15 protein-coding genes and 2 pseudogenes are annotated in these 14532 nt (G+C 65.3%); 10 read left to right on the top strand and 7 right to left on the bottom strand.

Annotated features, from left to right (window positions below):
* The first annotated feature begins 26 nt into the window (after positions 1 to 26).
* The 4 genes from AB0M74_RS32510 (at position 27) to AB0M74_RS32495 (ending at position 3798) form a co-directional block, all read left to right on the top strand.
* Entirely contained in the window at positions 27 to 1205 is a 1179-nt protein-coding gene (locus AB0M74_RS32510) for an FAD-binding oxidoreductase (protein WP_366530135.1), read from the top strand.
* Positions 1202 to 1555 (top strand): (2Fe-2S)-binding protein, encoded by a 354-nt coding sequence (locus AB0M74_RS32505; protein WP_366530134.1) that lies wholly within the window; start codon positions 1202 to 1204, stop codon positions 1553 to 1555. Before AB0M74_RS32510 ends, AB0M74_RS32505 begins: the two co-directional genes overlap by 4 nt.
* The gene (locus AB0M74_RS32500; RefSeq protein ID WP_366530133.1) at positions 1552 to 3066 is read left to right on the top strand and encodes an FAD-dependent oxidoreductase; all 1515 of its coding nucleotides are present in this window, start codon (positions 1552 to 1554) and stop codon (positions 3064 to 3066) included. Before AB0M74_RS32505 ends, AB0M74_RS32500 begins: the two co-directional genes overlap by 4 nt.
* A 114-nt stretch (positions 3067 to 3180) precedes the next feature.
* The gene (locus AB0M74_RS32495) at positions 3181 to 3798 is read left to right on the top strand and encodes a GntR family transcriptional regulator (protein WP_366530132.1); all 618 of its coding nucleotides are present in this window, start codon (positions 3181 to 3183) and stop codon (positions 3796 to 3798) included.
* Here AB0M74_RS32495 and AB0M74_RS32490 read toward each other — a convergent pair.
* A pseudogene (locus AB0M74_RS32490) lies at positions 3799 to 3924 on the bottom strand (IS3 family transposase); the annotation flags it as partial.
* A gap of 606 nt (positions 3925 to 4530) precedes the next feature.
* Complete coding sequence (locus AB0M74_RS32485; RefSeq protein ID WP_366530131.1) at positions 4531 to 4839, bottom strand: DUF6802 family protein; 309 nt, start codon at positions 4837 to 4839, stop codon at positions 4531 to 4533.
* 333 nt (positions 4840 to 5172) lie between these two features.
* Between AB0M74_RS32485 and AB0M74_RS32480 the strand changes: the two genes are divergently transcribed.
* Entirely contained in the window at positions 5173 to 5370 is a 198-nt protein-coding gene (locus tag AB0M74_RS32480; protein WP_366530130.1) for a hypothetical protein, read from the top strand.
* A gap of 458 nt (positions 5371 to 5828) precedes the next feature.
* Here the strand turns inward: AB0M74_RS32480 and AB0M74_RS32475 are convergent, their stop codons facing one another.
* A complete protein-coding gene (locus AB0M74_RS32475) occupies positions 5829 to 5957 on the bottom strand; it encodes a hypothetical protein (protein ID WP_366530129.1) in 129 nt (42 codons plus the stop codon).
* Here AB0M74_RS32475 and AB0M74_RS32470 point away from each other — a divergent pair.
* Positions 5955 to 6235, top strand: a pseudogene (locus AB0M74_RS32470) (transposase); the annotation flags it as partial. The gene AB0M74_RS32475 and the pseudogene AB0M74_RS32470 overlap by 3 nt on opposite strands.
* Positions 6220 to 6468: a hypothetical protein gene (locus AB0M74_RS32465; protein ID WP_366530128.1), complete on the top strand. Its 249-nt coding sequence runs from the start codon at positions 6220 to 6222 to the stop codon at positions 6466 to 6468. The pseudogene AB0M74_RS32470 and the gene AB0M74_RS32465, both read left to right, overlap by 16 nt.
* A gap of 118 nt (positions 6469 to 6586) precedes the next feature.
* Here AB0M74_RS32465 and AB0M74_RS32460 read toward each other — a convergent pair whose 3' ends face one another.
* The 3 genes from AB0M74_RS32460 to AB0M74_RS32450 all read right to left on the bottom strand — a co-directional run bounded on the left by AB0M74_RS32460 (position 6587) and on the right by AB0M74_RS32450 (position 9038).
* A complete protein-coding gene (locus tag AB0M74_RS32460; protein WP_366530127.1) occupies positions 6587 to 7312 on the bottom strand; it encodes a dienelactone hydrolase family protein in 726 nt (241 codons plus the stop codon).
* Between the two features lie 390 nt (positions 7313 to 7702).
* Positions 7703 to 7906, bottom strand: a complete 204-nt coding sequence (locus tag AB0M74_RS32455; protein ID WP_366530126.1) for a type II toxin-antitoxin system ParD family antitoxin — start codon at positions 7904 to 7906, stop codon at positions 7703 to 7705.
* 232 nt (positions 7907 to 8138) lie between these two features.
* Entirely contained in the window at positions 8139 to 9038 is a 900-nt protein-coding gene (locus AB0M74_RS32450) for a hypothetical protein (RefSeq protein WP_366530125.1), read from the bottom strand.
* Positions 9039 to 9591: 553 nt separating this feature from the next.
* Between AB0M74_RS32450 and AB0M74_RS32445 the strand changes: the two genes are divergently transcribed.
* Both AB0M74_RS32445 and AB0M74_RS32440 read left to right on the top strand, forming a co-directional pair.
* Positions 9592 to 9945, top strand: coding sequence for an ADP-ribosylation/crystallin J1 (locus AB0M74_RS32445; protein WP_366530124.1), 354 nt, complete (start codon positions 9592 to 9594; stop codon positions 9943 to 9945).
* A gap of 391 nt (positions 9946 to 10336) precedes the next feature.
* The gene (locus tag AB0M74_RS32440; RefSeq protein WP_366530123.1) at positions 10337 to 10549 is read left to right on the top strand and encodes a hypothetical protein; all 213 of its coding nucleotides are present in this window, start codon (positions 10337 to 10339) and stop codon (positions 10547 to 10549) included.
* 430 nt (positions 10550 to 10979) lie between these two features.
* On the opposite strand, the gene AB0M74_RS32435 is transcribed toward AB0M74_RS32440, so the two are convergent.
* Positions 10980 to 13085, bottom strand: coding sequence for a DUF6259 domain-containing protein (locus tag AB0M74_RS32435; protein WP_366530122.1), 2106 nt, complete (start codon positions 13083 to 13085; stop codon positions 10980 to 10982).
* A gap of 305 nt (positions 13086 to 13390) precedes the next feature.
* Here AB0M74_RS32435 and AB0M74_RS32430 point away from each other — a divergent pair, with 305 nt between their 5' ends.
* Positions 13391 to 14404, top strand: a complete 1014-nt coding sequence (locus tag AB0M74_RS32430) for a LacI family DNA-binding transcriptional regulator (protein ID WP_366530121.1) — start codon at positions 13391 to 13393, stop codon at positions 14402 to 14404.
* The last annotated feature ends 128 nt before the right edge of the window (positions 14405 to 14532 follow it).

Raw genomic sequence — 14532 nt, 5'->3', positions numbered from 1 at the left:
TTTCCGGGGCCTCCCGGGAGGGTGGCATGAGCGATCACCTGCCCAAGGGCGCAGAAGTCGTGGTAATCGGCGCGGGAGCGGTCGGCGCGGCCTGCGCGTACTTCCTGGCCCGGGAAGGCTTCCGCGTGCAGGTGCTCGAGCAGGGTCAGGTTGCGTCGGGGACCAGTAGCGCGTGTGAGGGCAACCTGCTGGTGTCGGACAAGGAGGCAGGCCACGAGCTGGACCTGGCTCTGTACTCGAACTCGGTGTGGCACAACGACCTGGCCGAGTTCGGTCAGCTATGGGAGTTCGAGTCCAAGGGCGGCTTCGTCGTCGCGTCGAGCCCCGAGGGCGCTGACGCGCTACGGGAACTCGGCGCCCGTCAGCGCCGGGCAGGCATCGAAACCGTGGACGTCGACGCAGCCGACATCCGCCAGTACGAGCCGAACATCCGCATCGGCCTGGCGGCAGCCGCGTACTACCCGCAAGACGCCCAAGTGCAACCCATGCTTCTCACGGCCCATCTGCTGCGGCTGGCACGAGGCATGGGGGCTGTCATCTCCACAGGTATCGAAGTCACCGGGATCGAACACCGTGACCTGGGTGGCGAACGGCGGATCAAAGCCGTCCGCACGAGTCGAGGAACGATCGCCTGCGACCACGTGGTCAACGCCGCCGGCACCTGGGCGAGCGAGATCGCAGCGATGGCTGGGGTCGACGTACCCGTCTTTCCCCGGCGTGGCTTCGTGCTCGTGACCGCGCCGCTGCCGCCCACGATCAACCGCAAAGTGTATGCCGGCGAGTACGTCGCCTCGACGCACTCCTCCGACGAAGGCCTGCAGACCTCTACCGTGATCGAGGGAACGCAGGCCGGGACCATCCTGATCGGGTCCTCGCGGGAGCGGGTCGGGTTCGACCGCACCGTGTCGTTGCCGGCTCTGCGCGAGATCGCAGCCAAGGCACTGGCGTTGTTCCCCTCGCTGGCCCGTGTCCGCATCATGCGCACCTACATGGGGTTCCGGCCGTACTGCCCCGACCATCTGCCCGTGATCGGCCACGACTCTCGCCTCACCGGGATGTGGCACGCGACCGGGCACGAGGGCGCCGGCATAGGGCTGTCGGTCGGCACCGCGAAGCTGTTGGCTCAGGCGATGGCCGGCGAGTCGCCCGACCTGGACCTCTCCCCCTTCGCCCCCGCTCGCTTCTCGGCTGGTGACCACACATGACCAGACATCCGAAAACCGAGGCCGGTCCGCGGACAGTCGAGGACGGCGGCACGTCCGTCGTACACCTCACCCTCAACGGCCAGGAGCTCCTTGCCCACCCCGGCCAGACCGTGGGTTCGGCACTCATCGACGCCGGGATCCAGTCCTGGCGCACCACCCGGAAGAACGGCCGCCCCCGAGGCCTCTTCTGTGGCATCGGAATCTGCTACGACTGCCTGATCACCGTCGACGGCGTACCCAACCAGCGCGCTTGCATCGTCCCCGTCTGCGAAGGCATGCAGCTGAGCACGACCGCCGCGCCGGTCTATGCGGCAACTGACGATCCCCACGACGGAGGGACCAAGCGATGAGCACCAACCCGACCCCTGCTGGACAAACGGTCGGAGTGTTCGACGTAGCCGTCGTCGGTGCCGGCCCAGCCGGCCTGGCGGCCGCCGCAGCTGCGGCCGACCAGGGCAAGACCGTCGTACTGGTGGACGCTGGTGCCCAGATCGGCGGCCAATACTGGCGTCATCCGGACGAGCGCGCCCCACGTGGGCCGGAGGCGGAAGGCCATCACGACTGGAAGCTGTTCACCGAGCTTCGCGAGAAGCTGCGCCGGCACCGGCAGCTGGGCGCGGTGGTTCACCTTCCCCATGCTCAGGTGTGGTTCGTGGAGTCCACGGCACCTGCCGACGCCGACGACCGGGAAGGGGGCTGGACCCTCCACCTGACTCCGACGATCGTGCGCGTCGACACCGCTGCGGCGACGCCCAGGCTCGTCGTCGCCGCCAGGCTGATTCTCTGTCCAGGTGGGTACGATCGCCAGCTGCCCGTCCCCGGTTGGGACCTGCCCGGAGTCATGGCTGCCGGCGGCGTACAAGCCCTGCTGAAGGGACACCGCACTCTCGCCGGCCAGCGCGCTGTCGTCGCGGGAACGGGCCCCTTCCTCCTTCCGGTCGCCAAGCAGCTCGCCGATGCCGGAGCGACAGTCGTGGCCGTGTGCGAGGCCAATGCCCTGACCGGGTGGGCGCGCCACGCCCGCGCCGTGGCCGCCGTTCCTGCCAAGGTCGCCGAGGGTGCGGAGTACGCCCTGGCGCTGGCCCGCCACCGGATCCCGTACCGGACTCGTACCGCGGTGACTAGCATCGATGCCGATCCCACCGGCACCAAGGCGGTCCAACTGGCCCAGCTTGATGCCGCGGGGCGGGTTGTCGGCCCCACGACGACCTTCAACGTTGACCTGGTTGCCCTGGGCTGGGGCTTCACCCCTTCGATGGAGCTCATCACCGCGGTGGGCGCCCAAACCAGGATCGACGTCGACCAGTCTCTCGTCGCCGTCGTCGACAACTCGCAGCGCAGCACCACGCCAGGGGTGTACGTCGCCGGTGAGGCAACCGGAGTCGGCGGGGCGCTGCTTGCAGTAGCCGAGGGTGAACTGGCCGGGATCGCCGCGGCCGACACGCTCGAGGTCCATGCTCTGCGTATTCGTCGGCTGCGTGCGCGTATTCAGCGCCTCCGTGCCTTCGCCGCCGCCATGCACCAGGCGCACCCGATCCCAGCGCGCTGGCACGAGTGGCTCACCCCGGACACTACGATCTGCCGGTGCGAGGAGGTCAGCTTCGACAGCGTCTGTCGGGCCCGCGACGAGCTCGGCGCCACCGACGTACGGACTGTCAAACTGATGGCACGGCCCGGAATGGGCTGGTGCCAGGGGCACGTGTGCGGGTTCGCCACAGCCAAGCTGGCCGCTGCCGCCGAGGACCGACCCCTCACCGTGGAGGATCTGCGACCGCTGGCAAAGCAGACCCTCTGCGCCCCCATAGCCTTGGAACTTCTGGCCCAGGTCACCTCGAAATCCACCGGCGAGGCCCTCAGATGAAGCGAGGAATTGCTGTCGTTGGTTGCTCTCGGCGTGGCCGGACATCTGCCCGGCCACGCCGTTCGGGGGACCCAGAACTTGGTGCCACGTGACGACATACCTCGAGGAACTCCCGTGCGCGAAGCCATGCTCGACCTCGTCAAGGAGGGCCTCGTCGACGTCGTACCCGACAAGGGCTTCCGGATCACCGAGATCGGGGAGTCGGACCTCGACGAGATCACCGAGCTGCGACTGCTGATCGAGCCGCCTGTGGTGCGACTGGTCCCGCGCCATATCCCAGCCGAGGATCTGCCCGTGCTGCGCGAGCTCGCGCAGGTCATCGTGGACTGCGCAAACGAGGGCAACCTCGTCGCAGACACCGAAGCCGACCGCGTCTTCCACCTGTGCCTCCTCTCGTACGCCCGAGAATCAGCACGCGCCACCGCCCGCGAAGCCCAACGCGATGCAGTCCTCCACCTCGGCCCCGTCGACGGTGGGACCGAATTCTCGCCACACCAGACCCTGAGCGCACAAACCAGCAACCTGGGCAACAGGCCGCAGCCACCGATGCTGATACCCGTGCCCGAGTCGCCCACTGTCAGTGCCGCCACGAAAACCTGGGCTGTGCGAGGCAAAGTCCATAGGGACCGCTGGGGTTGCACAGCAGTGGTTCAGCGGCGCGGCGGTTCCTCGAGGGGCGCTCGACTCGCTCCAGGAGACTCGGTATGTGGTCGCAGCACCGCTTCGCCCTGAGTTGTACCAGCCGTCGATGTAGGCGAACAGCGCGTTCTCGGCCTCGTCGCGGGTGTGCCACGCGCGCCAGTAGACCAGTTCGGTCTTCAGGGAGGAGAAGAAGTTCTCCATCAACGCGTTGTCGTAGGAATCGCCGACAGACCCCATCGATTGCGCAATACCATTGTCGGCCAATCGATTTGCGAATCCGATCGGGCGTGTAGGTCCCAAGTTCGACTGGTCGGCGCAACGTTCGGTTTCCGATGTGGCGCTGCTGCTTTCGGTGCTCGCCGGACCTGACCCCCGCGATCCGATCTCCATCGCTAGGACTCCAACATCTTCACCGCTCCATGGTCTCCGACCGCGCGGGCACTACGGGTGACGTGGCCCTACGGGAGCGAGTGGATGTCGTCCACACGTCTGCGGTTATCCACAGCCTGCGGCGCGTGAAATATCACCAGGGCGGCTGCCCATGCCGAAAGCCGGTTGAGCAGCAGCTTTTGGAAGCAGGTGCTCACCCTACTTCCTTCGACGCGGCCGGCCCGAGCAAGGTTCCACCGAGTCCGGGATACTGGTCGGACGTTATGCGGTGGAACCTACTCCGCGTTGGACTCCAGGGACAACCCGGCCGAGGCTGGTCGACGCACCCGGTCGGAATCACCGCGAACACAACGAGTTAGCAGAGCCGAGACAGGCAAAAGCTCCGGCGGATCTCTCTCACACCACAAGGTGCGATGAGCCGACCGGCTCAGCTCAATTGCCCAAGTGCCCCCGGTCGGTCCGCACCCACTCCGATGTCCCGTCTGGGCGGTGGTGGAATTCCCAGGCGGCGTAGTCGCCGTCCTTTTCCACCACCTTGACGTGGTCGGCGTAGCCGTCGTGGTCGATGTCGGTCCACACCTGCATGGCTTGGTCGCCTGTGGTGGTCACGCTGTCGAGCAGGCCGTCACCGTCGATGTCCTGGGTGGGGTGGTGTAGCTCGACGGCGCCGAGGCCGCCCAATTCGGAGTGCGCGTCGATGTGCGGTAGATCCAGGCCCGGAAGATCACCCGACGTGACCATGTCCCCTCCTCAGGCAGCAATCGGCAGAAATTACTTACGACTTGCGATATCGCTCCATCCTGTCATCCGCGCCGCCGAAAAGCAGCCCCCGCACGGCAAGTTGGGAATGGATCACCCCGGTCAGAAACGTCTTGGCCCGTAGATCCGTGTCGCACACGGTACCAGGCTTGCCGAATGTTACGTCCTGAATGCTGGAGCAGACTTGCAGGTGGAAGCCCCGTCCCGATAGGCACCGGAGCGCCGGGGAGCGGGCCCCGGTTCGTCGTCGAGTGGTGTCGGGCCGAGTGGGGTGTCGAGAGCCTCTGTGGAGGGAGCAAGCGCGCTGGCCACAGCGTGAAGCGAACATTGCAGCCTCGTCAAAGCCGGGTCGCGGTCGAAAAGTACGGCATGGAACGCATATTGCGTGAGTTGCGTCGTGATCTTCGCGAGGGCGTGTATCGCCCGGCGCCCGCGCGCCGGGCGATATCCCACGGCAGCATCGCCACGACTACGCCGCAGTTCTTCATCGTGGCCGCCCCACCGGACGCTTAACCGGCTTCGGAGTCGACAACCTGAATCAGGTTGCCGTGCACTGCATCCCGGCTCATATCCGCCAGGTTTGAGCCGGTGCCTCGCTTACCAAGCTTTGCCACTGGTACCTGTAGTATGCGGTCCGATCTCGCTCGCCGGACCCGGCCCGTCTCGCAGTTCCGAACCGTACCGGCTACAGCAGCGCTGCTTCCCGCCCTCCCCGGCGTCTCCCGGGTCGGACTGCGCTTCGCTCCTACCGGGCTGCTGCGACAGCCCGGCGAGAAGGTCTCTCACCTCCTTCGATTCCTGGCGCCTCACGGCGCACCAGCACCTCGTGGCCACCTTGAGGTTGTCCCAGATCAGCATGATCTTCCCGCCGGGTAGCTGCTGGTGGGCGTCGGCGAGCAGGTCGCGGTAGTCGGTCCAACCGAAACTTTCTCGCGCTGAACGGGTTCGATCATGCCGGTAGGGCTGGTAGATCAGCCGGGACCGGGCTTGTAGCAGGCCAGCGCGGCGATCGAGATCCGCCGCGTGGTTACCTGCGGCGATGTAGCTTTCACCCAGTTCGCCACCGCAGCCTCGTCACGCTCTACCGCCCGCCGCGCCACGTGCTCTCCGATCGGGCGGGAATCCCTCTGTCGGTAGGGATTTCGGCCGCCAACACCAACGACGCCGAAGCGTTACGCCCGCTCGTCAAAGCGATTCCGGCGGGTGCGGTCGCGCCGCGGACCACATCGGCGCAAACCGGCAAAGCTGCACGCCGACAAGGCATACGACCGCTCCGAGCTGCGCGAATGGGTGGCCACCGGGCATCGCCGTTCGGATCGCCCGCACAGGCATCGAGCCCAGCGACCGCCTCGGCAGGCACCGGTGGGTGATGGAAAGACGATCTCCTGGCTGACCGGCTACCACCGGCTCAACATCCGTTACGACCGCAAAGCCACGCATGCGTGGGCAGCCAAACGCCACGCCGAAGTGGCGGACGTATTCGCTGAGGTGGAGTTCCCGATGGCGAAGCGGGGAGCGTCGGTGAAGTGGCTGGATCCGGCAGCCTGGGAGCGATGGCGTGATGTCGGGCTGCGCGGTCGTGATCTGTCGGGGCGGTGTGACCGGTCGTGACGCCCTCGCAGAGCACCTTCGTCACAGTCTCTCTGAGCTGCGGTGATGTCCCACAAACCGGAGCCGGTGCCCCTCGACCGGCCTGGTTCGCGGCCCGAAATCGCGATTGCCGACCAGGTCACTCCGTTACGGGCAGGCACTCGGCGAGTAGGTCGACGACGTCGCGCCAGGCTCGCTGCGCGTGCCGTGGGTGGTAGCCGACGCCAGGGACCGCGGGGTGGTCGACCGGCGGGTGGTGGAAGGCGTGCAAGGCGCCGCCGTAGACCACGAGGCGCCAGTCGACGCCCGCGGCCTGCATCTCGGCGGTGAACGCGTCCCGTTGCGCGGGCGGCATGATCGGGTCTTCCGACCCGACCCCGGCCCACACCGGGCAGCGAATGCGCGCCGCCTCGCCCGGTCGGCCCGTGGTCAGTGCGTTGACTGTCCCGATCGCGCGCAGGTCGACGCCGTCGCGTCCGAGTTCCAGCACGATTGCGCCCCCGGTGCCGTAGCCGACGGCGGCGATCCAGTCGGGGTCGGTCCGCGGTTCGGCTCGCAACACGTCGAGCGCCGCGTGGCCGATGCCCCGCATCCGGTCGGGGTCGGCGAGTAGCGGCATGCAACGGGCCAGCATCTCCTCGGGGTCGCCCAAATAGCGCCCGCCGTGGACGTCGAAGGCCAGCGCTACGTATCCCAGCTCGGCGAGAGAATCGGCCCGGCGGCGCTCGACGTCGCTGAGCCCCATGCCCTCTGGTCCGACCAGGACCGCGGGCCGGCGGTCGACACCGGCCGGGAGCGCGAGGTGCCCGATCATCGTCAGGCCGTCGGCCGGGTACTCGACCGTGCGCGTTGTAACCGTCGTCATGCGGCTGGACTGTAGTGATCGTCGAGCCCGGCCGGGCCGGTGTTCACTACTGGCAGAACAGCGCGGGTGTGCCTCTGAAATGTGTTGATGGCTCACAAGATCCGTCACAAACCCCGCTCCCGCGGCAGCGTTATCGGATCACCTGCCCTGGCCACGGCGCTGGAGGTGGACCTGCCGGGTCTTCCGCTGGGGGTATACCCCGCGCTGGACGAGCAGACACCAACCACCCCAACGTTCGACCCGTACAAACCGGATCAGAACGTAGCGGCAACGATCACCAGCCCACGAACCAAGACCTACACCTCGACATCACCGCAAGTCGCAGCTATATCCGACCGAAAATTCGTCAGTGCTACCGGGACCTTAGTTCGACCACATCTGAAGGAGCGATCACGGCAGCTCGGACACGTCGGCTGGTTCGCAGCTGCGAATCAGCCGACCCGCCCGGAAATTGCTGATGAGATTTGTGTCGGTTGCCTGCGCGACGAACTCGTCGATGCGGCGTCCGACATCGAACTCGGTGGACGGCCCGCTGTCCTCGCCAGCCGCGAGAGCATCCCGCAGTGCCTCCAGCTCGGACTGGTTCCTCTCCATGAACCGAGACTACCTTGCTGGCACTACTGACCATTCTGACCTGGGCAGACGGCGAATAGTTCGTCCGGTCGAGCTGGTGAGACTTGTCGCGGGAATGTCTTGTCACGAGGATGTCACTAGAGCCAGCGGAAACGGCCCACGCCGACCTGGTGTGATGTTCCAATCGTGCCGGTACCGGAATCGGTTGGGGTGCAAGGTGGATCATCGTGTGCGCCAGCTGCACGCCGTCGCGTCAGAAGCCGCCACCGCAGGAGGAGAAGCCGCCACCGCAGGAAGTTCCGCCGCCGTAGCTGGAGTGGCCGCCGATGTATGGGCCGGAACGGGTCGGCGGGCGGGACGGGATGCGCCGGGAATCGTTCCAGTGGCCGGGAGCTACTACGGCCCACCAGGTTGTGAAATCCGCGCCGCTGACGTGCTCGATCTCGGCGCGATCGGCGGCGGCCCAGTGCACGGTGTAGCCGGTGAGGTGGTGCGTGGGGCGCTGGAGCTCGTCGATCAGTTCGCCGGTGGTCAGGGTCGAGTCGTCGGCACGGAAGGCGTGGACGGTTCGGTCGGATTCGGTGACGCGGTAGCTCCATCGGGTCTGGGCCGCCAGCTCGGTGAAGCGGTCATCGCGTTTTTCCCGCTCGCGCTGGGCTTTCCAGAGTCGTGCCTGTTCTTCCTGTGCGCGTGCGTCGGCCTCGTGCACGCGGGGCTCGATCTGCTCGCGGACGAGGCGATAGCGCTCGGCGATGTCGTCCAGCCGCTGTTCGAGTCCGTCGAATGCCTGCCGTGACGCGGTCCGGCTGCGGCGGCGGGCCGCCGACCAGCCGGAACCACGCCGCAGTCCGGGTGAGAAACCGCCCTCGATCCGCATGCCGAGATCGTGGACGAGCTGCTGTTCGGCGGTCCACAGTGCATCCAGCGCGGCGGTCTGGGCCCGGGCCCACGCGGCGGATTCCCCGTCGGTGGCCTCGACCCGGATACTCCGCGTCGCAGTCCTCCGGTCGAGACAGGTCCACCCGCGCTCGTCCCTGCCTTCGGGCGTGTCGACGGCATAGATCTCGACGAATGCCCTGCCCGGGTCGAAACCCGCCATCTGCCGGTCGTTCAGGGCATAGCGGAAATTGAACGAATAGTGGTACAGCGTCACCGATACCATCGTGTTCCTCCCCCAACGGGTACCTCCACGATAGCGCCGGTGTGGTCAAGACGGGTCTGGGGATTCGTCATTCGTGTCAGTAGATTTCGTCACGAAACTTCAGTAAAGACCTGGTCAAGCACCGGATTTGAAGCGCGAGCATGTGAGTCGAAAACGTACGCAGAACCTCAGCTGGGACGACCGGAAGCTGGGCGCGCCCGCCATGCCTATGGCAGTTCCACTGCGAAGCCCGAGGTCGCCAACTGACATCGTGATGACGAATCTCAGCTGGGCCGAGCACAGGTGGCTGACCAGCTTATCTGTCACAATCACGCTATCTGTCACCACCCGGGTGTCTCCTGTTTGCGCGTCTGCGACCCCCAGCTATAGATGGCGGTTCCCAGGTGTTGTTGGCGGCCGGTGTCCATCGTTCTGGCCAGCCTGGCTGCGGAGCGGCGTTCGGGCCTCACTGGAAACTGGTTGGCCGGGCTCGCTGCACCAGTTATTGTCCGCCGTTCTGGCCGGTATTTCGGCAGATCATCTCTCCAGAAGGCGGTCCATGTTCATGACCACTGACATCGTGACGACAACTCTGTGGCGCCCGACTGGCCCGAAGGAGTTGGAGCTCGTTCGTGCGCTGGAGTGGCGCGCTTGGCCGCCCCGGCTGCCGGAGCAGCCGATCTTCTATCCCGTGCTCAACGAGGACTACGCGATCAAGATCGCGAGAGACTGGAAAGTCGAGAACGACGGGGCGGGCTTCGTCACTCGTTTCGAGGTCGAGTCGGACTTCCTATCGCGCTATCCCGTCCAACAAGTCGGAGGCCGGACAATCTTGGAGCTGTGGGTTCCGGCCGAGGAGTTGGACGAGTTCAACTCTCATATCGTCGGACCGATCAAGGTCGTGCACGAGTTCCGTTGAACGCGTGACGCCCAACGCAGTCCGTGGTCTGTGGGAAGAGCTGGGGACTCCCGCCGACTATGCCTGGGAATTCGGGAGAACCCGCTGTTCGACCGTCTCCCAGCCGCCATCTATAGCTGGGGGTCGCAGCGTCGACCTGGGTTGCAAGTCGGACTGCCATGGCGTTGAGAGTGAAGGGTTTCTCCTGGAGGCCGAGCCCGGTTGGTTGGCAGGTCTGTGCTGGTGCGTATCGGCGTTCGCTGGATGTCGCTTTGCTCCAGACGATGGTGGATGCGAATAGGCGACTGAAGTCGCCGTGCATCACTTTGGCGCGGGGAGCGAGGTGGTTGATGAGGTCACGCCATTGGTCGGCGGGGATGGACCATTCCGCGAGTGCGAGGCGCCGGTTCCTATGGTTGGTTCTTTCGTCGAGGTTGTCGAGGTTGTCGAGGTGCTCGGCGATGCCGGCGATCGCGGTGTCGAGTTCGTCGGGGTTGTCGAGGTTGTCGGTCCAGCGTTTGATGTCGTGACTGGCAGCGAAGACGCTGTGGCCGTTGGGGCGGTCTGGACGGGGATTCCGAGGTATTGGGCCGCAGCGCCGAGTGAGCCGCCGAAACCGAGTTGAATCAGCCGCGCGGCGGCATATCGTCGGATGGCGCTGGGCGGTAGTCCGGTGAGGTGGCTGAGGTGATGATCGAAGATGTCGTCGGGAGGCCATTGCGGCACGTTCTCCGGCCCGAAACTTGTTCGCAGTCCGCCGGGTTTGGTCGCCATTCGAGCTTTGCTATAGGTCCGCAGTGCGGGTTCGATCACTCGACGCAGTGCCGGGGAGCCGGTTGTCCTGTCTCGTTTGATCTGCTTCATGGGCCGTGCTCCCGGCCTGGGAAGAGCCGTTGGAATGAGATGGTGAAGCCTGCACGGATTCATTTGAACTGCTTCGATAGCGGCTTGTCGGCTCGGTGCCTCGTTTGAAGTGCGCCGTTTTTGGTGTTCATCGGGTTCTCACTTCAACTGCTCTTGGGACGAGTCTGGTCATAGCAGGTTCGCGCCGATCGTTACGGCATCCGCGGCAGAACAACCACGGCGGAGCGAGGACCGAGATTCAACCCTCCACCGCTGAGTTCGAGCCACTCGTCTGCATCGACCGCCTTGGCGAACAGCAACCCGTCATGCCCTTCGACGCGGACAGTGACAGAAGTTGGGCTGCGGTCGTAGTTCGCGACAGCAACCGCGCGGCTGCCGTCCTGGGCCTCGAACACCGTGTACGGGTGGTGCGCTCGCCCGTTCGCGTCGGTGACACTCGCTCCGACGGTGTCGGTGAAGCGGCCGTCCCACATCCAGGCCCGCGTTTCCCGACGCAATGCATCCATCCGACCGCCGTACGCCACGGTGCTCGGGAAGTCGGGCAGCCGCCCTTTGAAGTTGAACGGCTCATAGCTCACGATGTAGCGGTACAGCAGGCACTGAGCGATCATGTTGCGGTCGTCGAAGCCTGTGACAGCGGTCATGAACTGCCCGTACGGCTGGGCGTAGCGGTGTAGCGGAAGATGGTGCCGGTCTTGGCTGCGGTGATAGGAGACCGCGTACGCATCGAACTCCCAGTCGTAGATCCCTTCGCCCGCATAGAGGAAACCCTCTGGCGCCTGGGTGTCGAGGCGATGAATCAGCTCACGATCGTTCGCGTATGTCGGCGCACCATAGCGATGACCATGCTCTTCATCGAAGCAAAGCAGTGTCGGCGAGTGATGCTGGCACTCGTCGAAAAGCATTCCGTCAGCGCCCAGGTCGACGATGATCTGGAATTGTCGCGCGCACTCCTCGAGATAGGCCTCGTAGAGGAAGCACATCGGAACCAGGCGTCGCGTGCTGATATCGAGTAGCTGCGTGACCGTCTGGTATCTGTATCCGGGGTGCATGTAATAGTCGCCGTACGGATCCTTGACGGCGTGGTCGATGAAGTGTTCACGGAATGCGGTCGTCGACCGGTCTGCCCAATTGAACTTGGCGAACAGGATGACCTTTACACCGAGCGCCTGGACCTCGGCGATCGCGGCCGCGAGGGCATCGAAACCACCGAGCCGAGGCTCCGGTTGATGCGACGGGTTGTTGCGATCCTGGCCGCCGTCGTTCCACCCCACGAGCTGAATCGCAGCCACACCGGCTGCGGCGCATTCACGCCCCAGCTCGGCGAGCCGTTCGAACGGCAGGCGTAGTTCGTCCTCGGGTGAATTGATCTGAATCTGCAGCCAGGAGTGCGGCTCCCCCGCCCATTCGGGCGGGGACGCACGCCGGAACCAGGTGTCTCGCCATTTCCTGTAGATATCGACTCCCACGTGCCAGTCGCCGTCGTAGACCTCCAGGCACAGCGGTGTCAGCTCGCGCGATTCTCCCGGACGGATGAATGGCAGATGCACTGCCGCGTAGGTGATCGCCACGGGATGACCGTCGATCTCGTCGGTTTCGGGTACCGTCGCCTCGAGCGAGTCACCGTAGCCGGGCCACAGCTCGGAATGCCAGGCGACGAGTTCGGTGCTGCTGTTCGCCACACCCAGGTACAGACCGTGAGTATCTCCTTGGATGAGTCGGTACGGCGCGGCCGGCGTTCCGTAGTTGCCTTCCGGCAGCTGAGTCGGCACATCGACTCCGAAATAGCCGACGTTGTTCTCATAGGTGGGCCACAGCGGCTGCAGGCTCCCGGCGCCGTAGTCATGACCGATCGATTCGAGCCGGGTGTCACCCGGCGCGGGCCGGAGGTCACCGATATAGGGCGAGTAGACGTTCTCGACGATCAGGTCCGACCTGTTGTCGACGTTTGTCTCGACCGTGAGCCGACGGCCATCAAGACGGTATCGCTGCACGATCCGGATGTCATGCTCTCCGCCGAACTGCGACCGCACGCCGTTCCAGCGCAGTTCGATCGATGATCCATCCGCCTCGATCGACGGCGGTCGTTGGTGGACGCCGAACACGGAGTTGTTCCGTCGTCCTTCGAGCGGTAGGAGCAGGCGGAACGAGGCACCGAGCGACTCCCGTCCGACTACGCTCCACCCTGAGCCGATGTCGATGTACGCCACCAGTGCCCCAGTGTCAGCGGCTATTCCCACTCTCGTCGAGTCGCGCTCCAGCCAGCGGATATCGCCGCTCATATCTTTCTTTCCCATCCTGCACGACCACGCCGAATGGTCGCCAAGATATTGCCGAGCAGCCATCCGCTCAACCGGCTTCCGCCGCGGACCACAGCGGCCCGCGAGACAGTCGTCGCGGGGCGCGGCTGATTCCGGAACTGGCTGGTGGTAACTGCGACGACCGTGCCCGCAAGAGAGCGACGTTCGGGTTCCACGGTGGCTCCTTCGTAGCCTCGATTTCGTAGCCTCGTTGCACTGGGCAAACGTTTCCCCATGTGCTTCGGAACAGTAGTATTAGCCAAGCGCTCGTGACAATGCCCGGGCGACAGAAAGGTAGTGTCATGACGCCGCAACGCAGGGTGACGATCCACGACGTGGCGCGGGTCGCTGGCCTGTCCACGTCGTCCGTGTCGCGAGCCCTGACGGGCGCCCGTCGCGTGAACCCCGATGTGGCCGCGCGCGTGAAGGAGGCCGCGCTGCTGCTCGGTTACCGCCCGGATGCTGTCGGCCGGTCCCTCAGACGGCAGGAGACCGGAACTCTCGGCCTCGTCGTCCCCGACATCACCAATCCGTTCTTCCCGTCGCTCGTGCAGGCTGTCGAGGAACGGTCGCGTGGCGCCGGCTTCGGTCTTCTCCTGGTCGACTCGCAGAACAGCGCCGACCTCGAGGCCGAAAGTGTTCGACTTCTGCTCGACAAGCGGATCGATGCGCTGTTGATCTCGGCGAGCCACCGATTTCTGAGCAAAGCAACGATCGACATGGCGTCGCAGACAGTTCCGGTCATCCAAATCGACCGCGTCGTCGATGAGCAGAAGGCGTACGTGCGCATGGATCAACGTGCGGCGATTGAACTACTGGTCGATCATATGGTGGCCCAGAACCGCATCCACCTGGCGTTCCTCGGCTCCGATCCCACCGTCGCCACCTCATGGGAACGCCAGGAGGCATTTCTGCAGATCGCGCCCGACAAGGATCCCGCCGCGACAGGACGCATCCTGGTTGGAGATTTCACTGTCGAGTGGGGCCGCGAGGCTGCCCACAAGGTACGGCGCCTCTGGCCGGAAGTGAACGGTGTGATCTGCGCGAACGATCTCATCGCCCTGGGCGCACTTCAGGAGTTCACGGCGCAGGGCCTGTCCGTGCCCCGCGACATCTTGATCTCGGGTTTCGACGACACGCTTATCGCCCAGGTGAGCGGGCTCACCTCCGTGCGGCAGCCGGTCGACGACATGGCCGAGATCGCCGTGCCGGACCCCATCGCCGGCGTCCGCAGCGACGACGATCCACTGCACGCAGTCCTCGAGCCCGAGCTCGTCATCCGCGACTCCAGCAGGGTTCGCACGGTTACCGGCTGACCCGCCAGTCTCCCCAAGGCTGGGCATGGCACCTTCGGCAAAGCTGTGAGGAGTAGGCCAAACTTCTTGGCAAACGTTTGCCAGTTGGACTATCGGGTAGTTGTATGCCCCTGATGCTGGAGTTCAGT

Source organism: Nocardia sp. NPDC051463 (assembly GCF_040681975.1).
Lineage (GTDB): Bacteria > Actinomycetota > Actinomycetes > Mycobacteriales > Mycobacteriaceae > Nocardia.
Note: the sequence above shows the minus strand (reverse complement) of the source record. Positions and strands in the feature narration are given on the sequence as shown.